General features: G+C 68.2%; 23 protein-coding genes, 1 pseudogene and 1 riboswitch. Of the genes and pseudogenes, 8 read left to right on the top strand and 16 right to left on the bottom strand.

What is annotated here, in order from left to right; all coding sequences use genetic code 11:
* Positions 1 to 14 precede the first annotated feature (14 nt).
* Positions 15 to 1286 carry a tetratricopeptide repeat protein gene (locus C7H73_RS08775; RefSeq protein WP_106846292.1) on the top strand — a complete coding sequence of 424 codons (1272 nt, stop codon included), beginning with the start codon at positions 15 to 17 and terminating at the stop codon, positions 1284 to 1286.
* Positions 1287 to 1379: 93 nt separating this feature from the next.
* On the opposite strand, the gene C7H73_RS08770 is transcribed toward C7H73_RS08775, so the two are convergent.
* From C7H73_RS08770 to C7H73_RS08735, 8 genes and pseudogenes are all read right to left on the bottom strand, one after another.
* Positions 1380 to 1922, bottom strand: coding sequence for a methylated-DNA--[protein]-cysteine S-methyltransferase (locus C7H73_RS08770; RefSeq protein ID WP_106846291.1), 543 nt, complete (start codon positions 1920 to 1922; stop codon positions 1380 to 1382).
* A gap of 17 nt (positions 1923 to 1939) precedes the next feature.
* A complete protein-coding gene (cobO, locus tag C7H73_RS08765) occupies positions 1940 to 2509 on the bottom strand; it encodes a cob(I)yrinic acid a,c-diamide adenosyltransferase (protein ID WP_106846290.1) in 570 nt (189 codons plus the stop codon).
* 191 nt (positions 2510 to 2700) lie between these two features.
* Positions 2701 to 3477: an ABC transporter ATP-binding protein gene (locus C7H73_RS08760; protein ID WP_106846289.1), complete on the bottom strand. Its 777-nt coding sequence runs from the start codon at positions 3475 to 3477 to the stop codon at positions 2701 to 2703.
* Entirely contained in the window at positions 3474 to 4523 is a 1050-nt protein-coding gene (locus tag C7H73_RS08755) for a FecCD family ABC transporter permease (RefSeq protein WP_106846288.1), read from the bottom strand. Before C7H73_RS08755 ends, C7H73_RS08760 begins: the two co-directional genes overlap by 4 nt.
* Positions 4520 to 5410: an ABC transporter substrate-binding protein gene (locus C7H73_RS08750; protein ID WP_106846287.1), complete on the bottom strand. Its 891-nt coding sequence runs from the start codon at positions 5408 to 5410 to the stop codon at positions 4520 to 4522. The genes C7H73_RS08755 and C7H73_RS08750 overlap by 4 nt, the downstream gene beginning before the upstream one ends.
* Entirely contained in the window at positions 5407 to 6030 is a 624-nt protein-coding gene (locus C7H73_RS08745) for a bifunctional adenosylcobinamide kinase/adenosylcobinamide-phosphate guanylyltransferase (protein WP_106846286.1), read from the bottom strand. Before C7H73_RS08745 ends, C7H73_RS08750 begins: the two co-directional genes overlap by 4 nt.
* Positions 6027 to 7419, bottom strand: a pseudogene (locus tag C7H73_RS08740) (cobyrinate a,c-diamide synthase). Before C7H73_RS08740 ends, C7H73_RS08745 begins: the two are co-directional and overlap by 4 nt.
* 100 nt (positions 7420 to 7519) lie before the next feature.
* Complete coding sequence (locus tag C7H73_RS08735) at positions 7520 to 9382, bottom strand: TonB-dependent receptor domain-containing protein (RefSeq protein WP_227001450.1); 1863 nt, start codon at positions 9380 to 9382, stop codon at positions 7520 to 7522.
* Between the two features lie 108 nt (positions 9383 to 9490).
* A riboswitch (cobalamin riboswitch) is annotated at positions 9491 to 9735 on the bottom strand.
* 34 nt (positions 9736 to 9769) lie between these two features.
* Between C7H73_RS08735 and C7H73_RS08730 the strand changes: the two genes are divergently transcribed.
* Together C7H73_RS08730 and C7H73_RS08725 are read left to right on the top strand one after the other, a co-directional pair.
* Entirely contained in the window at positions 9770 to 10009 is a 240-nt protein-coding gene (locus C7H73_RS08730; protein WP_106846284.1) for a DUF904 domain-containing protein, read from the top strand.
* Positions 10006 to 10347: a cell division protein ZapA gene (locus C7H73_RS08725; RefSeq protein ID WP_106846283.1), complete on the top strand. Its 342-nt coding sequence runs from the start codon at positions 10006 to 10008 to the stop codon at positions 10345 to 10347. Before C7H73_RS08730 ends, C7H73_RS08725 begins: the two co-directional genes overlap by 4 nt.
* A 246-nt stretch (positions 10348 to 10593) precedes the next feature.
* Here C7H73_RS08725 and C7H73_RS08720 read toward each other — a convergent pair whose 3' ends face one another.
* From C7H73_RS08720 to hemN, 4 genes are all read right to left on the bottom strand, one after another.
* Positions 10594 to 13041: a sensor domain-containing protein gene (locus C7H73_RS08720; RefSeq protein ID WP_106846282.1), complete on the bottom strand. Its 2448-nt coding sequence runs from the start codon at positions 13039 to 13041 to the stop codon at positions 10594 to 10596.
* Complete coding sequence (locus C7H73_RS08715) at positions 13038 to 14315, bottom strand: HD-GYP domain-containing protein (RefSeq protein WP_106847600.1); 1278 nt, start codon at positions 14313 to 14315, stop codon at positions 13038 to 13040. The genes C7H73_RS08720 and C7H73_RS08715 overlap by 4 nt, the downstream gene beginning before the upstream one ends.
* Before the next feature lie 120 nt (positions 14316 to 14435).
* Positions 14436 to 15155: a sulfite exporter TauE/SafE family protein gene (locus C7H73_RS08710; protein WP_106846281.1), complete on the bottom strand. Its 720-nt coding sequence runs from the start codon at positions 15153 to 15155 to the stop codon at positions 14436 to 14438.
* A 3-nt stretch (positions 15156 to 15158) separates the two neighbouring features.
* Positions 15159 to 16541 (bottom strand): oxygen-independent coproporphyrinogen III oxidase, encoded by a 1383-nt coding sequence (gene hemN, locus C7H73_RS08705; RefSeq protein ID WP_106846280.1) that lies wholly within the window; start codon positions 16539 to 16541, stop codon positions 15159 to 15161.
* A 173-nt stretch (positions 16542 to 16714) separates the two neighbouring features.
* On the opposite strand from hemN, the gene fnr reads away from it, so the two are divergent.
* Positions 16715 to 17458 (top strand): fumarate/nitrate reduction transcriptional regulator Fnr, encoded by a 744-nt coding sequence (fnr, locus tag C7H73_RS08700; protein WP_106846279.1) that lies wholly within the window; start codon positions 16715 to 16717, stop codon positions 17456 to 17458.
* Positions 17459 to 17584: 126 nt separating this feature from the next.
* Here fnr and C7H73_RS08695 read toward each other — a convergent pair whose 3' ends face one another.
* The 4 genes from C7H73_RS08695 to C7H73_RS08680 form a co-directional block, all read right to left on the bottom strand.
* Positions 17585 to 18712, bottom strand: coding sequence for a branched-chain amino acid ABC transporter substrate-binding protein (locus C7H73_RS08695; protein WP_106846278.1), 1128 nt, complete (start codon positions 18710 to 18712; stop codon positions 17585 to 17587).
* Positions 18713 to 18848: 136 nt separating this feature from the next.
* On the bottom strand, positions 18849 to 19208 hold the full coding sequence (locus C7H73_RS08690; protein ID WP_106846277.1) for a hypothetical protein: 360 nt from the start codon (positions 19206 to 19208) through the stop codon (positions 18849 to 18851).
* Entirely contained in the window at positions 19205 to 19642 is a 438-nt protein-coding gene (locus C7H73_RS08685; protein WP_106846276.1) for a DNA polymerase III subunit chi, read from the bottom strand. Before C7H73_RS08685 ends, C7H73_RS08690 begins: the two co-directional genes overlap by 4 nt.
* 15 nt (positions 19643 to 19657) lie before the next feature.
* Positions 19658 to 21130 (bottom strand): leucyl aminopeptidase, encoded by a 1473-nt coding sequence (locus C7H73_RS08680; RefSeq protein ID WP_106846275.1) that lies wholly within the window; start codon positions 21128 to 21130, stop codon positions 19658 to 19660.
* Between the two features lie 23 nt (positions 21131 to 21153).
* On the opposite strand from C7H73_RS08680, the gene lptF reads away from it, so the two are divergent.
* The 4 genes from lptF to C7H73_RS08660 are packed head-to-tail and all read left to right on the top strand — an operon-like array spanning position 21154 to position 24711.
* Positions 21154 to 22248: an LPS export ABC transporter permease LptF gene (lptF, locus tag C7H73_RS08675; protein WP_106846274.1), complete on the top strand. Its 1095-nt coding sequence runs from the start codon at positions 21154 to 21156 to the stop codon at positions 22246 to 22248.
* Positions 22245 to 23354: an LPS export ABC transporter permease LptG gene (gene lptG / locus C7H73_RS08670; protein ID WP_106847599.1), complete on the top strand. Its 1110-nt coding sequence runs from the start codon at positions 22245 to 22247 to the stop codon at positions 23352 to 23354. The genes lptF and lptG overlap by 4 nt, the downstream gene beginning before the upstream one ends.
* Before the next feature lie 2 nt (positions 23355 to 23356).
* On the top strand, positions 23357 to 23734 hold the full coding sequence (locus C7H73_RS08665; protein WP_106846273.1) for a sirohydrochlorin chelatase: 378 nt from the start codon (positions 23357 to 23359) through the stop codon (positions 23732 to 23734).
* 35 nt (positions 23735 to 23769) lie between these two features.
* Entirely contained in the window at positions 23770 to 24711 is a 942-nt protein-coding gene (locus tag C7H73_RS08660; RefSeq protein ID WP_106846272.1) for a CysB family HTH-type transcriptional regulator, read from the top strand.
* Positions 24712 to 24839: the final 128 nt, after the last annotated feature.

The raw sequence follows: 24839 nt of genomic DNA, 5'->3' as shown, positions 1-24839 counted from the left end.
ACCGGCACACGGCCATGGGCACTTGCCAGACCCGCCCCCGCGCGCGTCGCCACACGGACACCCTGCTATTGCTGGTCGCCACGGCAATCCTGCTGGCCGGCACGGCCACCACCGCCCCTGCACAACTGCTGGTGGCAACTGGCCCCGTAGCAGTCGATGAACCCCTGATAGCCGAGCGGCCAGGGCCCGTCCAGCCCGGCGACGTGCGCCCGCCCACGGGCACCATCGAGCTGTCGGGGCCCACCGGCAGCGGGCGTATCGAGCCCTCCGGCACGCCCCTGACGCCCAGCCTGCGCCTGCCGGCCGAGCCCGACGCCGCCGCGCAGCTGCGGCTGCAGCGCCTGCGCGGCGCGGCGACGGCCCCCGCGCGGCGCGGCAGCGCGGCCGAAAGATCTGCCGCCCATAGCGCCTGGGTGCTCGGACTGCTCTACCTGCACGGAGAAGGCGTGGCATTGGACCGGGCCCAGGCGCTGCGCTGGTTCGAGCGGGCCCAGGCCCATGGTGAGCCGCTGGCCAGCGCCGCAATCGCCTGGTGCCACATCGACGGCTGCCAGGGCCCACCCGACCCGGCCGCTGCCCGGCAGTGGATCGAGCGCCTGGCCCCCGTGGATGCCGGCCTGGCGCTGCTGCTGCAGTGGTGGGTGCAAGAGCGCCAGGCCCCGCTGCAGGCGCCCGCCGCATCGCCACGGGGCCGCCCCGCCACCGGCGACACCCGCACCGCGCTGCTGCAGCGCGCCGCCCGCGCCGGCAGCGCCAGCGCCATGAACGAGCTGGGCCTGATCGAGCTGACGGCTGCGCGCCCGCCCCAGGCGCTGGCGCTGTTTCGCCAGGCGGCGCTGCGCTCGCCCGCCGCCGCGGCCAATGCCGAGCTGCTGGCCGCGCGGCTGCAGCAGCAAGAACCGGCGCCCGCGTCCCGCTCCAGCACTGTCCAGCCGCCCACCCAGCGCAGTGCGCAGGACTGGCTGCAGCAGGCCCAGCGCTACCACCGCGGCGAGGGCGTGCCGTCCAACTACACCGAGGCCATCCGCCTGTACCAGATCGCCGCTGCAGGCGGCAGCCAGGAGGCGCGGCGCATGCTGGAGCTGATCTACTCGCGCCCCGCCCCCGACGGCGTGGTCAACGTCGCCTGGATGCGCCAGCTGGCCACCATGCAGGTCACGCCCGAGGGCGCCGTGCTGACCATGCAGGCGCCGCCCACCCCGCGCCTGTTCGTGCGCGACCCCACGCCGCTGTATGGCCTGATACCGCCGCAGTGGCGCACGGGCCCGCAGCTCGTCCGGCCCTGATCGCCAATGCATCAAAATTGATAGCTGCCCGCGCTTTACTGGCAAGGGCTGGAAGCCTATTTGACCAACAACTGCACTCCGCAGGCGCAGCCGTCATGGGCCCCGGCTTTCCTGCAGCCAGTCGCGCTGGCCGCCCGCATCCTCCAGCGCCAGCAGCGCGCGCTTGCGCGGCAGGCCGCCGCCAAAGCCGGTCAGGCGGCCGTCGCTGCCGATCACCCGGTGGCAGGGCACGACGATGGAGACCTTGTTGCTGCCGTTGGCCGCGGCCACCGCGCGCGTGGCCGTGGGCTGGCCGATGGCGCGCGCCTGGCTCGCGTAGCTGCGCGTCTGTCCGAAGGGGATGGCCAGCAACGCCTGCCAGGCGCGCAGCTGAAACGGCGTGCCCACCAGGTCCAGCGGCACGCCAAAGCACTGGCGCTGCCCGGCAAAGTATTCGCCCAGCTCGACGGCCACCTGCGCCAGCACGGCGCTGGCGCCCGGCTGCGCCGGCGCGCCGCCGCGCGCGGCCTGCACCTGGGCCAGCTCACGCTCCACGCCCTGCTGGCCGATGAACTCCAGCAAGCACAGGCCTTGCGGCGACGCGACGGCCAGCATGTCGCCCAGGGGCGTGGGGATGGAGCAGCTCAGCAGGGGCATGGCGGGCAGGAAAGGGCTCAGTCCTCGATGCCGCGCTGCGCCGGAATGCCGGCCTGGAAGGCGTGTTTGATGAGCTTCATCTCGGTCACCGTATCGGCCACCGCGATGAGCTCCTCGGGGCAGCGCCGCCCCGTCAGGCACACGTGCACGTCGCGAGGGCGCTGGGCCAGAGTGTCCAGCACGTCCTGCAGCGGCAGCCAGCCATAGATCAGCGGGTAGGTGACCTCGTCGAGCACGACGAGGAAGTATTCGCCCGACAAGATGGCCTCGCGCGCCTTGGCCCAGCCGTCGCGGGCCAGCTGGGCGGACTGCTCCAGGTCGCGGCTCTTCCACGAAAAGCCGTCGCCCAGCCCCTGGATGGGCAGGCCCACCTGGTCGGCCAGGCGGTGCTCGCCAAAGCGCGCGCTGGGCACCTTCATGAACTGGAACACCTTCACGGCCTTGCCGCGGCCCTTGGCGCGAAAGGCCAGCCCGAATGCCGCCGTGCTCTTGCCCTTGCCGTCGCCGGTGTTGACGATGACCAGCCCGCGGCGCTCGCCCTCGGGCTTCTCATAGGGCTTGACGCTGGGCGGGGCTTCGATCTGCATGGGAAAACCTTTCTGAAAAAACGGTCAGCCGCCCATGGCGCTGCGCGCCACCGGCGACGTATGAAACAGGCGCGCCCCAAGCCAGGGCAGCCGAGCAAGGGCCGCCCCGCAGCGAGGGCTGCGTCCCCTGCAGGCGATAGCGCCAGAAAGGGGGAAGGCACGAAGCGACTCAGGGGAGTGCGTGCGCATTCTCAAACACGCGGCAGCGCCATCCACATGCCGTCGATGTGGCGCACCCGGATGCGCTGGTCGAACACGCGCTCCAGCGCCGCGTGCGTGGCCGGGTCGGCGCAGGCGCCGTGGTGGGTCACCTGCCCGGCGGCCATGACGAGCAGGTCGTCGGCCTGCAGGGCAATGGAGATCTCGTGCAGCACGCTGACCACCGTGGCGCCGCCGCCCACCAGGGCGCGCACGGTGCGCAGCCAGTCGCTTTGGTGCGGCGGGTCCAGGTTGGCCAGGGGCTCGTCCATCAGCGTGACGGGCGCCTGCACCGCCAGCGCGCGCGCCAGCAGCACGCGCTGGCGCTCGCCGCCCGACAGCTGCGACAGCGGCCGCTCGCGCCAGTCCCAGGCCTGGGTGGTGTGCAGCGCGGCCTGCACGGCGGCATGGTCGGCCGCGCTGGGCGGGGCCATCCAGGCGCGGTGCGGCAGGCGGCCCAGCATGGCGATGTCGTAGGCCGGCAGGTCGTCGGCCGTGGCCTCGTTCTGGCCCAGCCAGGCCAGCTGGCGCGCCCGCTCGCGCGCGGGCAGCGCCGCCAGCGGCTGGCCCAGCAGCTGCACCTGGCCCTGCACGCGCGCATGGCGCAGCAGCCCGGCCAGGCACTTGAGCAGCGTGGACTTGCCCGCGCCGTTGGGCCCGACGATGCTGGTCCAGCGCGCGGCGGGCAGGTCCAGGTCGATGCCGCGCAATATGGGATTGTTTTGCACGCTGACGCTGATCTGGCGCGCGCTGACAGCTATCGGATTCATAGCGCGCCGCCCAGCGTGCGCCGGTGCATCAGCCACAGCAGGTAGCTGCCGCCCAGCGCCGCCGTGAGCACGCCCACGGGCAGCTCCTGCGGCGCTACCAGCCAGCGCGCCAGGATGTCCGCGGCCAGCAGCAGCACGCCGCCCATCAGGCTGGACAGCCACACCTGCCACGGGTGGGTGACGCGGGCGATGGAGCGCACCAGGTGCGGCGCGGCCAGGCCCACGAAGGCGATCAGCCCGGTGTGCGCCACCGCCGTGCCGGTGGCCAGCGCCAGCGCGGCGATCAGCCCCGCGCGCATCGGCGCCAGGGGCAGGCCCAGACTGGCGGCCGTGGCCTCGCCCAGCATCAGGCCGTCCAGCAGGCGCGACAGCGTCCAGGCCGTCAGCACGCAGACCAGCCAGCCGCCGGCCATCAGGGCGCAGGCCTGCCAGCCCACGAAGGCGGAGCTGCCCATGGTGAAGACCTGCATGGCCTCCAGGATGTTGGGGCGGGCCACCTGGATCAGGTCGCGCGCCGCGCTCAGCACCACGCCCACCACCACGCCCGCCAGCAGCAGGCGCAGCGTGTGCTGCACGCCGCGCGCCAGCACCAGCGTCAGCAGCACGGCGCCGGCCGCGCCGACAAAGGCGGCGCCCGTCACGCCCAGCCGGGCCAGCCAGCCGGCGGTGCTGGGCGACACGCCCAGCATGGCCATGGCCACGGCGCCGCCCAGCGCCGCGCCCGAGGCGCTGCCCAGCAGATACGGGTCGGCCAGCGGGTTGCGAAACAGGCCTTGCGAGACGGCCCCGGCCAGCCCCAGCAGGGCGCCGGCCAGCCACGCGCCCAGCGTGCGCGGCAGCCGGATGTCCCAGACGATCTGGCGCGCCAGCGCGTCCTGGCCCATGCGCAGCACGCTTTCAAAGCCGGTGCTGCCGACGCTGGCGCCCAGCAGCGCCAGCAGCGCGCTGGCGGCCACCAGCCAAGCCAGCACGACCACGGCGTGGCGCCGGCCGGCGGCAGGCACGTCAGCGGTCACGGTCGCGGGCTGCGGCAGCACGGCGCTCACCGGTATTTCTCGCTCAGGCAGGCGGCCATGATGCGGGCGGCCTCGGCCATGCGCGGGCCAGGGCGCACCAGCACGTCGGCCTGCTCGGGGCCGAAGACGCACACCCGCCCGGCCTTGACGGCCGCCATGCTCTGCCAGCCCGGGTACATGGCCACGGGCTGGCCGCTGCGGTTGGACACCATGATCACGTCCGGCTGCGCGCGCAGCACGTATTCGGGGCTGAGGCGCGGAAACGGCCCCAGGCTGGCCGGCACCACGTTGCGCACGCCCAGGCGCGCCAGCGTCTCGCCGATGAAGGACGGCTGGCCGGCCGCGTACGGCCCGCGGCTGACCTCGAAATACACCCGCGCGCCGCGCGCCTTGTCCGGCAGCGACTGCGCGGCGGCCATCACAGCCGCGTCGATCACGCGCCACAGCCGGTCCACGCCCTGCGCGCGCGGCACGGCAAACAGGTCGCCAATGGTGGTGAGCACCCGGCGCACGTCGCCCTGGGTCTTGGGCTCCAGCGCGACGACCTTCACGCCCAGCGACTCCAGCCGGTCGCTGACGCGGCTGCTCACCGACAGCAGCACCACGTCCGGGCGCAGGGCGACGATGGCCTCGATGTTCGGGTCCAGCCCGCCACCCACCTGGGGCAGGCGGCGCACCGAGGCGGGCCAGTTGGAATAGCGGTCCACGCCCACCAGGCGTTCGCACTGGCCCATCTCGCACAGGCTCTCGGTGCTGGAGGGCAGCAGGCTGACCACGCGCCGCGGCGGCTCGTCAAAGTGCAGCGTGCGGCCGCGGTCGTCGGTGATGGTGATGGCCGCCTGCGCGGCCGCGGCCGCACCGGCCAGGGCCAGTGCGCTGCAGACCAGGCGCAGAGCGCGCTGCCAGCGTGACTTCATGGCGTTGCCTCTTCGTCTTTCAGGGTCAGCGGCAGGCCGGCCGCCATCAGCGTGACGCGGCTGCAGGCCGCTGCCGCGCGCTGGTTGAGCGTGCCCAGGGCATCCACGAAGGCGCGCACCTCGCGCCCCAGGGGGATGACGCCCAGGCCGATCTCGTTGCCCACCATCACCACGGGGCCCGGGCACTGCGTCAGCGCTTCAAAAAAGTGAGCTGCCTGCGCTTGCCAGTCGTGGGTTTGAGGCTGTTTCGGCTCCAAACCCTGGGCCGGCGCGGGCACCGGTGCGGGCATCAGCCAGTGGGTGAGCCACAGGGTCAGGCAGTCCACCACCAGCAGCGTATCAGCGCGGCCGTGGCGCTCCAGTGCGCGGGCCAGGTCGCGGGGCTCCTCCAGCAGCTGCAGGCCGGGCACGCGCTCGGCGCGCTCGTGCTGGTGGCGGGCGATGCGCGCGTGCATCTCCGCGTCGTGGGCGGTGGCGGTGGCGATGAACACCCCGCGGTGGCCGGGCGACTGCGCCAGCCAGGCGCGCGCCAGCAGCTCGGCGCGGCGCGACTTGCCGCTTTTTTGCCCGCCCAGGATGAGTTCGCTGCGTGCCACCTGCATGTTCATCTCTGCATTCATGCCGGGTGCGCCGGCGCGCCGCCCAGCAGCTGCGCCACCGCCTGCGGGCTGGAGGCGAACCAGGCATGGAAGAAGCTGGCGTGGATGCTGCCGTGCCGGTACACGGCCTCGGCACCATCGGCGGCCGGCTGGCCGGCAACCGGGGGCCGCATGGCCTGCGCAGCCACGGGCGCTGGGCTGTCCACGGTGCTGTAGTGAAAGGTGTGCCCGCGCAGCGGCTCGCAGCCGGGCAGCTGCAGCTGGCGCGCGCCGATGGCCGCCAGGCGCGGCTGCATCGCCGCGTGGCCGGGCAGCAGGCCCCACAGGGGCAGGCGCTCGCCGCCCGCCAGGGTGACGGATTGCAGCAGCGCCAGCATGCCGCCGCACTCGGCCCAGACCGGGCGGCCCGCGGCTACGTGGGCCTGCAGCTGCTCGCGCAGCCGGTGCGCGCCGGCCAGCTGGCGCGCGTGCAGCTCGGGGTAGCCGCCAGGCAGCCACAGCGCGTTGCATGCCGGCAGCGGCTCGCCGCGCAGCGGCGAAAACCGCTGCACGCGCGCGCCCAGCGCCTGCAGCGCCTGCACGTTGCCTTCATAGACCAGGCAGAACGCCTCGTCCTGCGCCAGCGCGACGGTGCGCCCGGCCAGCAGCGGCCCGGGCGGGGGCGGCGAAGGAGGCGCAAAAAAAATCCACCGCCCAGCGCCGCAGGTCTGCCGCGTCCATGCGGCCCAGCGGCGTGGCGGCCAGGGCGTCGGCGGCGAGGTCCAGCCGGGCCAGGGCGTCGGGCAGCTCGCGCGCAGACACCAGGCCCAGGTGCCGCTCGGGCAGGAGCCCACCAAGCTTTCCCCTGCCCGAGCTGCCACTGCCCTGTGCGCCCGCTGCCAGGGGCGGCAGCGCCCCCAGCCAGTCGCGTTCGTCCTGCAACCCGTCCCGCAACATGCGCGCATGGCGCTCGCCAGCCACCCGATTGGCCAGCGCGCCGGCCCAGGGCAGGCCTGGGCGGTAGCTGCGCAGGCCATGCACCAGCGCGCCGAAAGTGCCGCCCATGGCGCTGGCGTCGATCACCGCCAGCACGGGAATGCCCAGGCGCTGCGCCAGCTCGGCCACGCTGTGCTCGCCGTCGAACAGGCCCATCACACCCTCGATGAGCAGCAGGTCGGCCTGCCGTGCGGCGGCGTGCAGCCGCTGGCGGCAGTCGCGCTCGCCGGTCATCCACAGGTCCAGCGGATGCACGGTGGCGCCGCTGGCCAGCTCGTGCCAGTGCGGGTCCAGGTAGTCCGGGCCGCACTTGAAGACCCGCACCCGCCGCCCCTGCCGCGCGTGCAGGCGCGCAAGCGCCGCCACCACCGTCGTCTTGCCCTGGCCGGAGGCCGGGGCGGCGACGATCAGGGCCGGGCAGCGGGCGGCTGTCATGCCCGCTCTTTCTTTATATGAAAACAGCCTGTAGCGCTTTCTGGACAAGCGCTGGCAGCTATCATTTTTGAATCAGCAGGCATCGGCACGCGCTCCGCCTTCAGTACTGCGGCGCCCACTTCAGGCCGACATAGAAGCTGCGCCCCGCCGTGGCGTAGTAGCGCGCCAGCTCGTAGTGCTTGTCGGTGGCGTTGTCCAGGCGGGCGACGACCTGCCAGTCGCGCGCCAGGCGGGTGCTGGCGTGCAGGTTGAACAGGGTGTAGCCGCCCAGCACGGTCTGGTTGGCCGCGTCGTCAAAGCGCCGGCCCGACAGCTGGGCTTCGCCGCCCACGGTCCACTGGGCCAGGCGCGTCTCGGCGCCCAGCGTGGCGTGGCGCTTGGTGCGACGCGCCAGCTGCTTGCCGCTGTCCAGGTTCTTGGGATCCTGCAGGTCGATGGAGCCATGCAGGCGCACGCCGGCGATCTGGTGCGACGCGGCCAGCGTCAGGCCCTGGTAGCGGGCCTTGCCCACGCTGGCGTAGCAGCCGGGGTAGGGCCCCGTGCCGCCCGGGCAGGGGCCGGGGCCGCCCACAAAGGTAATGACGTTGCTCACGTTGTTGCGGTAGGCGGTGGCCGAGAAGCTGCTGCCCCCGTCAAGCCATTTGATGCCGGCTTCGACGTTGCGGCCGGTCTCGGGGGTCAGGCTGGAGTCGCCATACATGCTGAAGCGCTGGTACAGCGACGGCGCCCGAAACGCCGTGCCGGCCGACGCCGTGGCCCGCCAGCGGGGCGCGAACTCATAGCCGTAGGACGCGCTGCCGGTGGTCTTGCCGCCGAATTCGCTGTCCTGGTCATGCCGCGCATTGAGCTGCACGGTGTGCGCGCCCTGGCGCAGGCCCCAGCCCAGGGCCAGGGCGTTTTGCGAGCGGGTGCGGTCCACGGGGGCGTTGACCAGGTGGTCCTCGCGGCGCTCCAGCGCTGCCGTGAGCTGGTGCGCGCCCAGGCGCCACTCGTTGTGAAACAGGTAGCCGCGCAGCTTGGTGTCGGTCAGGTAGGGCGACGGCGTGGTCTCGTAGCGGTCGGTCGAATCGGTGATGGACAGGCGGCTCTTGTAGTTTTCGCTCCATTGCGCCTGCCAGTGCAGGCCCAGGGCCTGCAGGCGGTGCAGGCTGCGGTCATCGAACTTGCTGGTGTCGTAGCCGCTGTTGGACTCGCTGTGCAGCAAGGTGCCTTCCAGGCGGTGCGCCGAATTGAGCTGCCAGCCCAGGCGCGCGTTGGCGGCCGTGCTGTGGTAGCCGTCGCGGTCGGGGTTGCTGCCCGGCTTGGTGTTGGCGTTGAAGCCCCGGCTGCCCTCGCGGTTCAGGCCCAGGGCATAGTCCACCGTGCCGCTGGCGCCGCTCACGCCGGCCTCGGTGCGCCAGGTGCGATAGCTGCCCAGTCCCAGGCCCACGTAGGGCGACACGCCCGCCTCGCCCTTCCTGGTGAAGATCTGCACCACGCCAGCCACCGCGTCCGAGCCATACACGGCTGCGGCCGGGCCGCGCAGCACCTCGATGCGCTCGATCTGCGACAGCGGAAGCGCCTCCCAGGTGGCGCCCCCGCTGCCGGCCTGCGAATCGACGCGCACGCCGTCCACATAGACGGCCGTGAAGCGCGTTTCCGCCCCGCGCATGAACAGGCTGGTGGTCGTGCTCGGCCCGCCATTGCGCACCATCTCGATGCCAGGCAGGCGCGCCAGCACGTCGGCCAGGCCGGTGGCGCCGCTTTTCTCGATGGTCTCGCGGTCCACGATGGAGACATCGGCCAGCACGTCGGTCAGCGGCTGGGCCGTGCGCGTGGCGGTCACAACCACTTCATTCATGGCCGGAGCGTGGAGGTTCTGGGCCACGAGGGTGGCGCCCTCCTGGGCGTGGGCGGCGCAGGCAGCAAGGGCCGCAAGGGCCAGGGCGTGGGGGTGCAGGCGCATGCGGCCAGGGGCGGCCATGCTCGCGCGCGACAGGGAAATCGACATGGGAAAACAAAAAAACAGCGAATGACCCGTGCCGGCCTCCCCGCCGGCATTGGGTGATATGGCCGCGCATCCCAGGACGGGAGCACGGCCTCCGTGTTGGCCGGTATCCGGGCTGGCGAAACACCTTCCAGCGCCTTCCCAGGCGCTTGTTCAAGGCACCCAGTGGCTTATGTGTGAAAGGGCAGCCGTCAAAAGGCGGCTGGTTCGCTGACCGTTGCGGGGGCAGCGCAGGCCCGGATGCGCTTCGTGGCGAAGGCTCCTTCCTGCTTCCCGTTGAACTGCCGCATGTGAACCATGCAGCGAGCACCAACCGCGCGATTTTATGCCGTGCTTCGGCCCGGTCCCTACAATTGCAGGCTTATGTCAGCGCCCTCGCCTTCCGCCCCCTCCACCATCGACCAGGTCGCCGAGCGCGTGGAGCGGCTTGTGCAGCAGCACGAGCAGCTCAGGCGCACCAACGCGCTGCTGGCCCAGCAGGTCATGGCGCTCACGCAGGAGCGTGACTCGCTCAAGTCCCGGCTGCAGGCGGCCCGCACCCGGGTGGACGCGCTGCTGGAGCGCCTGCCTTCGAATTCGCAATCCCAGGACGACACGCCATGAAGCAGATCGAGGTCCAGATCCTGCAGCAAAGCTACCTGCTGGCCTGCCCGGATGGCCAGGAGGCGCGCTTGCTGGACGCCGTGGAGCGCGTGGACACGGCCATGACCCAGATCCGCGACGCCGGCAAGGTGCGTGCGCGCGACCGCATTGCGGTGCTGGCTGCCTTGAACATGGCCTTCGAGGTGGCCGACCGCGACGCCGCGGCCGCGCAGAGCGCTCAGGCCCAGGCCACGCCCGCTGCCAACGGCGCAACCGAAGCACCCGCTACCGAGGAGCGCCTGGCCCAGCTGCTGCTGCGCCTGGACGCCGCCCTGGGTGACGGCGGGCGAGTGTCGTAAGCATTTGCGAGCATGCGCCCCGCGCCCTGCCCCCGGCCATTACAATGGGGCTGTCTGCGGTGCTGCCGGGCTTTATATTTCCTTGAACCAATGCTCACTGAGCACGGGCTTGGTACATTGCCTGGCAAGCGTGATCATCTCGCGTCAGATGAACCCAATGCCTGGTTGCCCTCGCCCCCCTGAACCCCCGGTTCAGGATGCCGGTCCGGCGGCATTCGCAGACACCTTTTCTCGGGCTGCCCGGCCTTAGTGCTCAAGGCGCTGCAGTACCAGGTCGCGCAGCTGCTGCCTGGGCAAGGCCGGTGCACACAGATACCCCTGATAGAACAGGCAGCCCATGGCGCGCAGGGCCTCGCGCTGCGCGCTGCCCTCAACGCCCTCTGCCACCACCTCCAGGCCCAGAGCCTGGCCCATTCGAATGATGGCCTGGACGATGGCAGCCTCGCCGCCTTCGCCCGGCAGGCCATCGATGAAGGACTTGTCCACCTTCAGCCGGTGTATGGGCAGGTTTTTCAAGTAAGCCAGGCTGGAGTAGCCGGTGCCGAAATCGTCGATGGACAGGCCGACGCCCATGCGCGCCAGGGCAGACAGCATCTGCTCCTTGTCTTGCGCATCTTGCAGCAGCACGCTCTCCGTCAGCTCCAGCTCCAGCTGGCGCGGCCGCAAGCCATGGTGCTCGACCAGCCCGGCCACCCGCTGCAAAAAGCCCGGCTGGCGAAACTCCAGCGCCGAGACGTTGACGGAAATGACCAGTGGCGTTTCGCTGTCCTGCCAGTACGCGGCCTCCCGGGCCGCCTGTTCCATCACCCATGCGCCCAGGGTCACGATATAGCCGGACTCTTCAGCCAGCGGGATGAAGGCCGCGGGCGAGACAGCACCCAGCTGCGGATCGCTCCAGCGCAGCAGTGCTTCGGCGCCCACGATACGCCCGCTGACCAGATCCACTTGGGGTTGGTAGTGCACGGCCATATGGCCCTGCCCCAGTGCTTGGCGCATGGCGTGTTCCATCTTCATGCGCGCCAGCAAGTTGGAGTTCATCTGGGGCTGGTAGAAGCCGTAGCTGCCCCGCCCGCGCTCCTTGGTGCGGTACATCGCCGTGTCGGCGTGCTTGATGAGATCGTCCAGGCAGCGTCCGTCCTGTGGATACAGGGCGATGCCGATGCTGCCCTGGATGGAAAAATGCATTTCGTCGAGCTGGAACGGCTGCAGCATTTCTTCGAGGATGCGCCGGGCCACGGCTTCAGCCACCTGCACGCCCGAGTCGGGCAGATGAACCAGGAATTCGTCGCCACCCAGCCGGCACAGCATGTCGGACTGGCGCAGGCAGCGCTGCAGCCGCTGCGCAACCAGTTTGAGCACCCGGTCGCCGAACGGATGGCCCAGGGAGTCGTTGACGATCTTGAAGCGGTCCAGATCGAGAAAGAGCACGGCGAATTCATCGTCCGTGCCCTGCGCGGCGTCGATGGCCGCCTGCACCCGCTCGTGCAGACGCAGCCGGTTGGGCAGGCCGGTCAGCGCATCCGTGAAGGCCAGCTCCTCGATGCGCCTTTGCGCTGCACGCTGCTGCGTCAGATCACGCATGAAGCCTATGCTCTGCACCACGGTCCCGCCCTCGTCGCGCAGCACGACCCAGGACAGGTGTATCGGGGAGCTGCCTGCGGCAAAGGCGTGGCGCAGCGTCACCTCTCCCTCCCAAAAGCCTTCCTGCCCCCAGCTGCGGGCCACCTGCGCGAGGAATGCCTCCTCGTCCATGCCCGCATCCACCAGCGCGGTGACCGCACTGCCCGCCAGCGGCGAACGGGTAACGCCGAGCAGCTGCTCGCATCCCGGGTTCACGCGCAGGATGACGTGCTGCTCATCGGCGATGAAGATGGCGTCCAGGCTGGACTCGAACACCTGCGCCGCCAAGCGCAGGCTGGCCTGCACCTCGGCCTGTCGGGAGATGTCACGAAAGGAATACACCCGCCCGGCCAGGCGCCCGTGCGTCAGCTGTGGCACGGAGCGCTGCTCAAGGATGACCCCATTGCCCAGCCGCACGACGTCGATGGCCTCCTGCATGGGACCCCCCGGAAAGCCGGCCATTCGCTCATCGCAGCCGGTGGGGTCGGCCAGCTGGCGGCGCATGTAGGCAAACACAGCGCCATCGTCGCGCCGGGACAGCAACGAGGCCGGCAGGCTCCACAGCTGCGCAAAGCGCTGGTTGAACGCACGTATGGCGCCCTGCAGGTCGCATACCAGCAGGCCGTCCGCGGCTGAATCCAGCGTGGCGCGCAGCTCGGCCAGCACCAGTTCGTGTTGCTGGCGCGAGTCCTCCTGCTCACTGCGGTCCAGCATCGTCAACAGCAGCAGGGGGGACTGCGATGCACCATTGCCCTCGGCGACCTGCACGGTCTGCACGCGACGCTCGACAGCCACTGCCCGGTTGCGGCCGGCGTTCCACACCTCGGTACAGGAGCAGATGCCCATCGCTATCTCAGACAGCGGGCGACTCCAGAAAATTTCGTCTTCAGGTGAAGCAACGAGCTCCTGCACGGGCCGGCCCACCATCTGCTCGGCACGGCGCCCCGTCAAATCCACGGCAGCCGCGTTGGCGAATAAAACCTGAAACGAATGCCCGTCCACCAGCCAGACGGCCTGTTGCAGCCCCTGGACAACGGCCTGCCAAGCTGCAGATGAGAGATGGGCCCCGTTCATTCGGGGCCTTCCACGTCCGGGTGGTTCGTCGTGCGCTCAAAGTAATAGCAAATCCGCTCCTGCGGAACCAGCGCCTGGAGCACCTGCGGCGGCAGTTGGGAGGGCCGCAAGCTGCGATGGATGCCCAGTTGCGGATGCAGGGCCAGGTCCAGCTCAAGCCCCGGCGCCTCTTCGTCATATACCTGCACCCAGGGCCGCAGCGGGTAAGAGGGCTCCACGCGAATCACTAATGCGTAGCGCCCGTCCACCAGCTGCACCAGAGACCCCGGGGGATACACGCCCATCATGCGAATGAAGGCTCCCAGGACCGCGCTGTCGAAGCAACTGCGCTGCTGCGAATACAGCTGCGAGACAGCTTCGTGGGGCGTCAAGGCAGCCTGGCCCTGCAAAGGGTTGCACAGGCGGTCATAGCGGTTCACGAGCGCAAGAATCTGCCCCTCACAGGTCAGATCTTCCGCTACCAGCCGCAAGGGATAGCCGCTGCCGTCGGCAAATTCGTGGTGGTGGGCGATGGCGATCAGCACGTCGCTGGGCAGGCCCATGCGCTGCCCCATGGCGACGGATTCGCCCACGTGGGCCTGGTAACGGTGCAGGTCGGCTGGGGCAAGCGGCGCTCCCGGTTGGGCGATATGCAGCGGCATCTCGACCTTGCCGATGTCATGAAGCAGCGCTGCCAAACCGACACGCTGCAGGCCCGGGGCGTCCTGGCCCAGCGCGCGCGCCAGCAGCAAGGCCAGAATCATGACGTTGACGGCATGCGCTGCAGCGCCCTCCTCCGCACGGCAGGCCAGCAGCCGAATGGCGCAGGGCTCCCGGCCCAGCAACTCCTGTACGCACGAGTGCACGAGGTCGTCGGCTTGCTCGCGCGCGTGCTGGGGCTGATGCACTGACCCGGCAGCCAGCCTGTCGTAGGCCAGGGCGGCCTCCCGATGACGTTTCATGCAGTGCCGCATGGAGGCAACGCGCTGCTCAATGGGGTCGCGCTCTTCGGACAGTGCCTCATCCTGTCCGGCCGGTGGAGAAGGCTGTCTCTTTTGGTCGCCCGGAACATCGTCCGTTTGTGCGGCCTGTTGCTGAAAGTCTTCCGCCAGAGTGCTCTTGGAGGGGATGTAACGCACGGACAGAATGCCTGAGTCGCGCAGCATGCGGATCTGCTCTGGCGTGGTTATTCGAAAGCTGCTGGTGGCAAAGGGGTGGCGTATCCAGTTCACGGAAAGCTGGATGAACATGCCCACACGGAGCTTTTCAATATCGATCAGGACGGAGTCGGTCACGGACAATGCGGCAGGGCGGGTGCCGTGTGGTATTCACTGACAGTGACGAATTATCACCACTTGAGAGCCGTTTTACATGCAAAAGCGATTGAGGTGATATCCGGATTCGGGGAGCACCCATCAGGTGATGCACCATGGAGCGGGTTGGTTGTGAACCACCTCCATCCACAGGGCGGCCCCCCCGAGCAGGCAGAGAATGCAACCTGCCAAGCGCGAACCCCATGAGCCTTCCACGGCATCAAACCGCTGGCGCAGCCACTGCCATGCCAGCGGGCCACCCACCAGCCATGCGCCACTGGCCAGACCAAACAACAGCATGCACAGCGCCCCGCGCGCCGCGCTACCGCTCAGCGCTGCCGTGAGCAGCGCGGTGTACAAGAGGCCGCAGGGCAGAAGGGCCCATGCCATGCCTGTCATGAACAGACCACCAGGGCGCGCCACCAGCGGTTGAATGCGCCTCCACGCCGCGCGGCCCGCCTGCTCTATCCACGCGGGCTGACGTGCCTGCAGCACCATCATCAGGCCCCAGGCAATCACCAGCACGTGCGTCAGCGTCCACACCGGCTTCAGGAGCGTGCTGTGCTGCCCCAACCAGGCCAGTTGTTCCATGGCCAACGCTACGACGGCCCCGGCTGCCGCATACCCGGTGAGGCGGCCCAGGTGGAAGGCCGCGGTACGGGCGACCGCAGGACGCCGCGGCGCCCAATGCACGGGAACCGCCCCGTCCTGCGCCCGCCCCGCCCCCGTCAGGGCCCCACAGGGCGCCGCGCACATCGCGAGGCAATGGGTGCCGCCCATCAATCCCATCAGAAAGACAGTGGTTGCCAGTGACAGGAACATTCCTCAGATGATCCGGGAAAAGCGAACCCGGTTTCGGTCGGCCTGGAGGTATTTGTCAAACACCATGGCCACGCCCCGCACAAAATACCACCCCATGGGCGTTACGGTAACCGCCTCGTCGCCGACCTCGACCAGGCCCTGCCTTGCCATCTCGCGCAGCTGCTCCAGTTCTGGTTCGAAATAGCTGCGAAAGTCGATCAGCCAGGACTCTTCCATGGGCTGGAACAGCACCTCGCCCTGGCACATCAGCGCCATGATGACGGCGCGGCGCACCAGGTCATCCTTCGTCAGGGCCAGACCGCGGACCACGGGCAGGTGGCCCTGGTTGATCGCGTCGTAGTATTCGTCCAGCGTCTTGACGTTCTGGCTGTAAGTGGCCCCTACTCGGCCGATGGCGGACACCCCAAGGCTGATCAGGTCACAGTCGGGCTGGGTGCTGTAGCCCTGGAAGTTGCGGTGCAGCCGCCCCTGCCGCTTGGCTACGGCGAGCGCGTCCTCCGGCAGCGCGAAATGGTCCATACCGACATAGACGTAACCGGCATTCTTGAAGATGTCCAGGCCCTGCGCCAGCATGGACACCTTGGCCGAAGCCATGGGCAGCTCCGCGGTGATGATGCGCCGCTGGGCCTTGAAGCGTTCCGGCAGGTGGGCATACGCATAGAGCGCGATGCGGTCGGGTCGCAGCTGCGCGACCTGGGTCAGCGTGCGCTCGAACGACTCGGGAGTCTGGCGCGGCAGGCCATAGATGAGGTCCACGTTAACCGATTGAAAACCCAGCCTGCGAGCGCTTTCCACCAGGGCGAAGACCTTCTCGGCCGGCTGCACGCGGTGCACCGCCTTCTGCACTTCGGGGTCGAAGTCCTGGACGCCAAAGCTCAGCCGGTTGAAGCCCAGCTCGGCCAACAGCGCCAGGCGCTGTTCATCCACGGTGCGGGGGTCCACCTCAATCGAATATTCGCCGCCCGGCACCAGCGTGAAGCTGCGCCGTATCATGGACATCAGGTCGCGCAGCCCTTCATCAGACAGGAAGGTGGGCGTGCCTCCGCCCAGGTGCAACTGGCTGACGTGCTGACCAACGCCGCAATGGGCTGTATGCAGGTCGATTTCCCGGCTCAGGTAGCGCAGATAGACCTCGGCGCGTTCCGGATGGCGCGTGATGATCTTGTTGCAGGCACAGTAGTAGCACAGCGACTCGCAAAAAGGGATGTGGACATAAAGCGACAGAGGTGTCGCCTTGCCCACAGAGCCCAGGCGTCGCTGCTGCAACGCCAATACATATTCCTGTTCGCCAAATGCTTCCACGAAGCGATCGGCCGTGGGGTAGGAGGTGTAGCGCGGGCCGGAAACGTCAAAGCGGCGCAACAACTCAGTGGTGACAACGGTCATACAGACAAAATCCTCGCGGTATGCGAGCCACTGTGCACGAGAAGCGGTCAGAGTGTCCTTGATTTCGATCAAGAGCCGCCATCGTCCAGGCAAAGACAATTGATCGCAAGTCAATGTCTCTCGCCTTTCTGCGGCTTTCGCGGCCGTTGTTACTTCGAAGGTAAGCTAGCGCCATGAACCGGGCCTCCACGCACCCCCAACTCCAGTCCATCAAGGTCGCATGTTCCAACTGCAACCTGCGCGAGCTGTGCATGCCCGTGGGCTTGGACGAGCAGCAGCTCAAACGCATCGACGAGGTCGTCGCAGTTCGTCGCAAGGTCAAGCGCGGGAGCACCTTGTTTCGCAACGGGGAGCCGTTCACTTCCCTGTTTGCCATTCGTACCGGCTTCTTCAAGACCTGCGTGGCCACTGAAGACGGCCGCGATCAGGTCACCGGTTTTCAGATGGCGGGCGAAATCATCGGGCTGGATGGGATCGTGCATGACCACCATACCTGCGACGCCGTGGCCCTGGAAGATGCCGAAGTCTGCGTCATGCCTTTCGACCGCATCGAAGAGCTGTCGCGCGAAGTGGCAGCATTGCAGCAGCACGTGCACAAGATCATGAGCCGCGAGATCGTGCGCGAGCACGGCGTCATGCTGCTGCTGGGCAGCATGCGTGCAGAGGAGCGCCTGGCAGCCTTCCTGCTGAATCTGGTGCAGCGTCTGCACGCGCGCGGCTTTTCGCAATCCGAACTGGTGCTGCGCATGACGCGCGAGGAGATCGGCAGCTATCTCGGGCTCAAGCTAGAGACCGTGAGCCGAACGTTCTCCAAGTTTGTCGAAGAAGGCATCGTGGAGGTCAAGCAGCGCCACGTACGGATTGTGGACACGGCAGCGCTCAAACGCATCGTCAACAGCCAGCAAGGCAGCCACTGACCGACAAAGCGGTTTTCTAAGATTCACTGTAAAAAAAGGCAATGCGCCGTTCACGCATCGCCTTTTTCATTTCGGATGAATCAAGGGCGGCAGATCAACAGACCTGCCGCCCCGCCGTCAAATCTTTCAGTTCATCGGCGTCTTCTTGCCATCGGGGTAGGTGTACAAGGTGATGGCAGGGTTCTTCATCTCGCCGTTGGGCTCAAAGGCGATGTTGGCCGTCACGCCCTTGTAGTTGGACTTGAGCAGTTCGGGGATATAGACCTTCGGGTCCCACGAGCCTGCACGCTTCATGGCATCGGCCAGCAGCATGGTCGCGTCATAGGTATAGGGGCTATAGACCTGGAACTGGTTGGGATACTTGGCGTCGTACCTGGCTTTCCAGGCGGCGCCGCCAGGCATCTTGGTCAGGGACGCGCCGCCCTCGGCGCAGATGACGTTGCCCAGCGTCTTGGCGCCCGCAGCCAGCTTGGAGATCTCATGCGTGCAGACGCCGTCGCCGCCGAAGAACTTCACGTTCGCCATGCCCAACTGCTCCATCTGGCGCAGCATGGGGCCTGCCTGTGGGTCCATGCCGCCGTAGAAGATGGCATCAGGATTTTTGGACTTGATGGCCGTGAGGATGGCCATGAAGTCGGTTGCCTTGTCGGTCGTGAACTGCTCGTCCACCACTTTCATGCCCTTTTCGGCAGCCACCTTCTTGAACACGTTGGCCACGCCCTGGCCATAGGCCGTGCGGTCATCGACGATGGCGACGGTTTTGAGCTTCAGCGTCTCGGCAGCATAGGACGCCAGACCAGCGCCCAGCGCGTTGTCGTTGGCGATGATGCGGAAAGTAGTCTTGTAGCCAGGCTTGGTCAGGTTCGGGTTGGTTGCAGCGCCGGTGACGTGCGGAATGCCGCAGTCGTTGTACACCTTGGCAGCAGGAATGGTGGTGCCGGAGTTCAGATGGCCCACCACGCCGGCAACCTTGGCGTCGCACAGCTTCTGGGCTGCGGCGGTGCCCTGCTTGGGATCGGCCGCGTCGTCTTCGGCCAGCAGCTCGAACTTGATCTTCTTGCCGCCGATCGTCGGGTTCTGGGCGTTCAGATCCTCGATGGCCATGCGCGCGCCATTTTCGTTGTCCTTACCGTAGTGCGCCTGGGCGCCGGATACGGGCGCCACGTGACCGATCTTCACCACCTCTTGAGCAGCAGCCACACTGGCAACAGCTGCGATAGCAGCGGCCACGGTCAATTTCAACTTCAATTGCATATGTGTCTCCAATAAAAAGCGCTGAAATGATGTTGTCTAACAACGCTGGGAAACATATCGCAATCGCCCTGGGGCAACACTAGGGAACACGAGAAAGTCACGCCGATACCACACGGGGATATACCCTGTTATCGCATCAGTGACTACCGCGATCGGGCAGCGCCAGCTCTTGCGCAACGGCCTCGTACACGGCGTGGCGCACGACCGACTCCACCTCTTCGCGCAGGCGCGGCACCATGGATCGGGTCTGCTCTTCGATCACCAGGGCGATGGCCTCGCTCAGCTGGCGCTCCAAAATGCCGTCCACCCGCTGCATGACACGGTGCACTACATATTCTTCGAAGCCCGGCGGAACAGGCGGGACTGCAGGCGGCGGCGGTGCACCCGCCTCAGGTGCGGGCGGCGCTGGCGGCGCCTGCTGTGCATGTGCCTGGCCATGCACCACTTCGGTCAGCGTGGGCACGAAGCGTGGCGGGGTCCGGGGTGGCTGGCTCACTCGCTCCCCTCCCTGGCCACCAGGTCATGCCGCACGATGGCATAGCCCTGTGCGGCGTATTCGCGCCAGCGCCCGCGTGCCGCAGCCCGGTCACCGTCGTCCCGGCCCACCACCTCGACCACCCTGTCGAACTCGGCGAAAGACGCAGGCACCACGTCGCCCAGGTTGAGCAGCATCTGGCGATGGGGGCACAGCCTCAAGTCATGGGTCAGAACGGCGGGCGACGCCTCCACCAGCTCGGGCGTAGCGCTGCCCAGGCAGTGCGCCACGAAATCGGTCGGCGCCATGTCCCACAGCATGCGGTCAAGGCGCTCCAGGTCTGCAGGCGCTGCCACGACGGCCAGCCGCATGTCGCGCCGCAGGGCCTTGCGCACGAAGCGGCAGGCGTATTCCAGCTTGTCCGGCGCATTGAAGTGAAACGCCACTTCGGTCATATATATGCGCAGCCTTCAGCGCCCGCGTGCCGCGGCCTTGCCGGGCGTGCCGGCCGCACGGGCCAGCAGGTAATGCACAAGCAGCCCCACCGGCCGGCCGGTGGCACCCTTGGAGGCACCTCCCTTCCAGGCCGTGCCGGCAATGTCCAGGTGCGCCCAGGGCATGTCGCCAACGAAACGTTGCAGGAACTTGGCAGCCGTGATGGACCCTGCCGGCCGTCCACCTACATTGCCCACGTCTGCGAAGTTGCTCTTGAGGCCTTCCGCATAGTCGTCGTCCAGCGGCATGCGCCAGCACGGATCCAGCGCCGCATCACCCGCATCCTGCAGCTGCACGGCCAGGGCATCGTCGGTCGCGAACAGGCCGCTGCGCAGGCCGCCCAGGGCAATCACGCAGGCGCCCGTGAGCGTGGCCACATCGATGACCGCCGCGGGCTTGAAGCGGGCCGCATAGGTCAGCGCGTCGCACAGCACCAGCCGTCCTTCGGCATCGGTGTTGAGGACTTCGATGGTCTGCCCACTCATGCTGGTGACCACGTCGCCCGGCTTGACGGCGCGCCCGTCGGGCATGTTCTCGCAGGCGGGGATCAGGCCGACCACGTTCAGGGCGGGCTTCAGTTCAGCGAGGGCTCGAAACACGCCCAGGACGCTGGCTGCGCCGCCCATGTCGAACTTCATCTCGTCCATCTCGGCGGCAGGCTTGAGAGAGATGCCGCCGGTGTCGAAGGTGATCCCCTTGCCCACCAGCACCACGGGCGCCTGCGACTTGGCCGCGCCGCTGTAGCGCAGCTCGATGAAGCGCAGAGGCTGCTCCGAGCCTTGGGCCACGGCCAGGAAGGCCCCCATGCCCAGCTTGGCGACTTCGGCTGGGCCGTAAACGGTGCACTGGATGCCGGGCAGCTTGGCCAGTGCCTTTGCCGCATTGCCCAGCAGCGTGGGCGTGGCATGGTTGGCAGGCCGGTTGGCCCATTCGCGGGCGAACTCGATGCCGGCAGCCAGGCCCTGCCCGGCGGCGAAGTCTTCGCGGGCCGCGGCGGCATCCGCCACGCCGATGGTGACGCGCTCCAGCGCCCGGGGCTCGGCCTTGCTTTTGGTCGTGGTGTACACATAGCTGGCGTCGGCCACGGCGCACACCGCTGCACGCACGGACTGCGGCTGAACCTGCCCGGGCAGTACCAGGGCCATGCGACGTACACCGGGGATCTTCAGCGCCGGTGCCAGCGCCAGCACAGCCTGGCGCACGGCCTTGGCGCTGGCGTCGCCGCAGCCGACCAGGACCACGCGGCGCGCCACCACGCCCGCGGGCGCATACCACTGCAGCAGCTTGCCGGGCTTGGCCTCCAGATCGCGCTCCTTGAGCGCGCGGGCAGCCAAGGCCGAGAGCTCGTCCGGCTCCGTGGCAAAGCCTTCAGGGATCAAAACCACCAGCAGGTCGCATTTGTGGCGGCACGCGGCGGCCAGTGAAAGCGTCTTGAGTTCGAAGTTCATAATCGGCGTTTTCCTTCCAACCAATGTTATTCGATTCGTCCATCCGCAAGGAGCTGGCGCGCTCGTTCGGCGCCACCCTGGTGGTGCTGATCACCGTGGTCATGACCATGATGCTGATCCGCACGCTGGGCCAGGCTTCGCGCGGCAGCGTGGCGCCGACCGACGTGCTGCTGGTCATGGGCTTCACCGTGCTGGGCCAGCTGCCCACCATCCTCAGCCTGAGCCTGTTCGTCGCGGTGGTCAGCGTGCTCTCGCGCATGTACCGCGACAGCGAAATGGTGATCTGGTTTTCCGCGGGCCGCGGCCTGGTCAGCCTGCTGGCGCCGCTGCTGCGCTTTGCCTGGCCCGTGATGCTGGCCGTGGGCGTGCTGGCGCTGGTGGCCTGGCCCTGGGCCAACCGGCAGATCCAGGACCTCAAGACCCAGTACGAGCAGCGCAGCGACGTGGACCGCATCGCGCCCGGCGAATTTCAGGAGTCGGCCGGCGGCTCGCGCGTGTTTTTTATCGACAAGGACACACCCGGCGCCAACGCCGCCAGCAATGTCTTCATTGCCACCACCGAGCCCACGCGCGAGACCGTCACCTCTGCGCAGGGAGCGCGGCTGAAGGTCGAGCAGGGCGAGCGCATCGCCGTGCTCAGCCGCGGCCAGCGGCTGGAGACCGCGCTGGATAAGCCAGGCCTGCGCCTGAGCGAGTTTGCGGAATACGGCACGCGCATTGGCGCCGCCTCCAGCAGCAGTCCCGAAGAAGCCGCCGTAAAGACGCGCGACACCCACGAGCTGGCCCTGAACCCGCAGCCCGTCTACCGTGCAGAGCTGGCCTGGCGCCTGGGCCTGGTGATGGCGGTGCTCAACTTCGTGGTGCTGGGGCTGGCCCTGGCAGTGGTCAACCCGCGCGCCGGGCGCAGCGCTAGCATGCTGCTGGCCCTGTTCGCCTTCATCATCTACTACAACCTCATGACCGTCGGACAAAGCTGGATCGCCAGCGGCCGCCTGGGCCTGCTGCCGTTCATGGCAGGCCTGCACGGCGGCACGCTGGCGCTGGGCCTGGTGCTGCTGGCCGCACGCCACAACCAGTGGTCGCTGCGCGGCACGCTGCGCAGGGCGGGTGGGCGATGAACACGCTGCGCCGCTTCATCTACCGCGAGGTCGCGATCAGCGTCGGCTTCGTGACGCTGGCCTTTCTGGCCCTGTTCTTCTTCTTTGACCTGGTGGACGAGCTGCGCTGGGTAGGCCGCAGCGGGCCTGGCGGCTACCAACTCTCGCAAGCCCTGCTGTATGTCATGCTCAGCCTGCCGCAGCACCTGTATGAGCTGCTGCCCATCACGGTGCTGATAGGCACCATCTTCGTGATGGCACGGCTGGCCCAGAGCTCGGAATTCACCATCATGCGCACCAGCGGCATGGGACCGGGCCGCGCCCTGGGCACGCTCTTGATGCTGGGTGGCGCCTTCGTGGTGCTGACCTTTGCCGTGGGCGACTACATCGCCCCGGCCAGCGAGCGGGCGGCGCAGCTGGTGGGCGCGCGGCATCTGGGCCAGTTGAGCACCGGCGCCACGGGCGCCTGGCTCAAGGAGCGCCACAACGGCCATTCGCGCGCCATCAACGTGCGCGCCCTGGGCACGGACGGGCGCATGCGCGGCATCCGCGTCTTCGAGTTCGACGAACAGGGCCGCGTGGCCGCCACCTTGTCGGCCGAGCTGGGCGACTTCGACGACGGCGGCGATGCCTGGAACCTGCAACAGGTGCGCAGCAGCAACTTCGAACACGGCACGGATGAGCAGTTGCACGTGCAGCGCGCAACACAGGAGCAGCTGCGCTGGAACACGCGCATCACCCCCAGCATGGTCGGCGCCTCGCTGCTCAAACCGGACAAGATGGCCACCATCGAGCTCTTCCGGTATGTACGGCACCTGCAAGCCAACGGCCAGTCGGCACAGCGCTACGAGATCGAGTTCTGGCGCAAGGTGTTCTACCCCTTGAGCTGCCTGGTCATGGTGGTGCTGTCGCTGCCGTTCGCCTATCTGCACTTTCGCTCCGGCGGCATCGCAGGCTATGTGTTCGGCGGGGTGATGGCCGGCATTAGCTTCTTCCTGCTGAACAACCTGTTCGGCTTTGCCGGCAACCTGCAGCACTGGTCGCCCTGGCTCACGGCGGCCGCACCAGGGCTGATCTACAGCGCAGTATCACTGGCGGCATTTGGCTGGCTGGTGCTCAGGAGATAAGTATGGTCGGCGGCGTCATCCTTTTTGCCCACGGCTCGCGCGACCCGCTGTGGCGCGCGCCCATGGAAGCTGTACGGGCGCGCCTGCAGGCGGCCCAGCCCCGGCTGCTGTGCCACTGCGCCTATCTGGAGCTGTGCGAGCCCTCGCTGCAGGCAGCCGTGGCCGAACTGGCGGGCCTGCAGGTGGCGCACATCGCCGTCGTGCCCATGTTCCTGGGCGCCGGGCGCCACGTGCGCGAGGATCTTCCTGGCATCGTGGCGGCCCTGCGCGACTGCCACCCCGAACTGCGCATCACCTTGAGGCCACCCATTGGCGAGGACGCGCGCATGCTTGCCCTCATGGCGGACATCGCGTCAGAAGCCATTTCTTTAGACGATTGAAGCATAATAGTCAGGTTCTATATAACAATTAAGCCATGAACCTGCATCAATTCCGCTTCGTCCAGGAAGCGTCGCGTCGCAACCTCAACCTGACTGAGGCCGCCAAGGCGCTGCACACCTCGCAGCCCGGCGTCTCCAAGGCCATCATCGAGCTGGAAGACGAGCTGGGGGTGGACATCTTCGCGCGCCACGGCAAGCGCCTCAAGCGCGTGACCGAACCTGGCCTGCACGTGCTCAAGAGCATCGAGATCATCATGCGCGAGGTGGGCAACCTCAAGCGCATTGGCGAGCAGTACAGCCAGCAGGACAGCGGCACCCTGTCCATCGCGACCACCCACACCCAGGCGCGCTACGTGCTGCCGTTGCCGGTGGCCAAGCTGCGCGACCAGTACCCCAAGGTCAACATCAGCCTGCACCAGGCTACGCCGCACGAGGTGGCACGCATGGTGATCGACGAAGTGGCCGAGATCGGCATGGCCACCGAGTCGCTGGCCGACTACCCCGACCTCGTCACCCTGCCCTGCTATGAATGGCAGCACGTGCTGGTGCTGCCTGCCGGCCACCCGCTGGCGCAAAAAGACCGTGTGGGCCTGGACGACCTGGCACACGAATCGCTCATCACCTACCACCCTTCGTTCACCGGCCGGGGCAAGATCGACCAGGCGTTCGCCACGCGCAAGCTGCAGCCGCGCATCGTGCTGGAGGCCATCGACTCGGACGTCATCAAGACCTACGTGCGCCTGGGGCTGGGCATCGGCATCGTGGCCGAGATGGCGATGCGCGACGACCCGCTGGGCGACCTGATGGTGCGCCCGATGGGCCATCTGTTTGGCCAGAGCGTGGCACGCGTGGCCTTCAAGCGCGGCGCCTACCTGCGCAACTTCGTGTACCGCTTTGCCGAGCTGCTCAGCGACCGCCTGAGCCGCGACCTGATTGCCCGCGCCATGACGGGACATGTCCATGACTACGAACTCTGACTCCCCCTGAGACGCTTGCGCGCCCTCCCCCGAGGGAGAGGCGCCCGTAGCCGGGCAAAGGCCCGGTCCGCGGCGCCTGCTTGCATGGCCCGCTCCGCTGCCTCGAAATGCTCGAGTGCGGCGCTTGA

Source organism: Pulveribacter suum (assembly GCF_003013695.1).
GTDB classification, from domain to species: Bacteria; Pseudomonadota; Gammaproteobacteria; order Burkholderiales; family Burkholderiaceae_C; genus Melaminivora; species Melaminivora suum.
The sequence above is the reverse complement of the archived record's forward strand: the minus strand, read 5'-3'. Positions and strand labels throughout refer to the sequence as shown.

Coding starts and splice junctions, on each gene's coding strand:
- C7H73_RS08775 (WP_106846292.1), top strand. CDS start 15: ATGGGCACTTGCCAGACCCGCCCCCGCGCGCGTCGCCACACGGACACC.
- C7H73_RS08770 (WP_106846291.1), bottom strand. CDS start 1,922: ATGCCCCTGCTGAGCTGCTCCATCCCCACGCCCCTGGGCGACATGCTG.
- cobO (WP_106846290.1), bottom strand. CDS start 2,509: ATGCAGATCGAAGCCCCGCCCAGCGTCAAGCCCTATGAGAAGCCCGAG.
- C7H73_RS08760 (WP_106846289.1), bottom strand. CDS start 3,477: ATGAATCCGATAGCTGTCAGCGCGCGCCAGATCAGCGTCAGCGTGCAA.
- C7H73_RS08750 (WP_106846287.1), bottom strand. CDS start 5,410: ATGAAGTCACGCTGGCAGCGCGCTCTGCGCCTGGTCTGCAGCGCACTG.
- C7H73_RS08745 (WP_106846286.1), bottom strand. CDS start 6,030: ATGAATGCAGAGATGAACATGCAGGTGGCACGCAGCGAACTCATCCTG.
- C7H73_RS08735 (WP_227001450.1), bottom strand. CDS start 9,382: ATGGCCGCCCCTGGCCGCATGCGCCTGCACCCCCACGCCCTGGCCCTT.
- C7H73_RS08730 (WP_106846284.1), top strand. CDS start 9,770: ATGTCAGCGCCCTCGCCTTCCGCCCCCTCCACCATCGACCAGGTCGCC.
- C7H73_RS08725 (WP_106846283.1), top strand. CDS start 10,006: ATGAAGCAGATCGAGGTCCAGATCCTGCAGCAAAGCTACCTGCTGGCC.
- C7H73_RS08720 (WP_106846282.1), bottom strand. CDS start 13,041: ATGAACGGGGCCCATCTCTCATCTGCAGCTTGGCAGGCCGTTGTCCAG.
- C7H73_RS08710 (WP_106846281.1), bottom strand. CDS start 15,155: ATGTTCCTGTCACTGGCAACCACTGTCTTTCTGATGGGATTGATGGGC.
- hemN (WP_106846280.1), bottom strand. CDS start 16,541: ATGACCGTTGTCACCACTGAGTTGTTGCGCCGCTTTGACGTTTCCGGC.
- fnr (WP_106846279.1), top strand. CDS start 16,715: ATGAACCGGGCCTCCACGCACCCCCAACTCCAGTCCATCAAGGTCGCA.
- C7H73_RS08695 (WP_106846278.1), bottom strand. CDS start 18,712: ATGCAATTGAAGTTGAAATTGACCGTGGCCGCTGCTATCGCAGCTGTT.
- C7H73_RS08685 (WP_106846276.1), bottom strand. CDS start 19,642: ATGACCGAAGTGGCGTTTCACTTCAATGCGCCGGACAAGCTGGAATAC.
- C7H73_RS08680 (WP_106846275.1), bottom strand. CDS start 21,130: ATGAACTTCGAACTCAAGACGCTTTCACTGGCCGCCGCGTGCCGCCAC.
- lptF (WP_106846274.1), top strand. CDS start 21,154: ATGTTATTCGATTCGTCCATCCGCAAGGAGCTGGCGCGCTCGTTCGGC.
- lptG (WP_106847599.1), top strand. CDS start 22,245: ATGAACACGCTGCGCCGCTTCATCTACCGCGAGGTCGCGATCAGCGTC.
- C7H73_RS08665 (WP_106846273.1), top strand. CDS start 23,357: ATGGTCGGCGGCGTCATCCTTTTTGCCCACGGCTCGCGCGACCCGCTG.
- C7H73_RS08660 (WP_106846272.1), top strand. CDS start 23,770: ATGAACCTGCATCAATTCCGCTTCGTCCAGGAAGCGTCGCGTCGCAAC.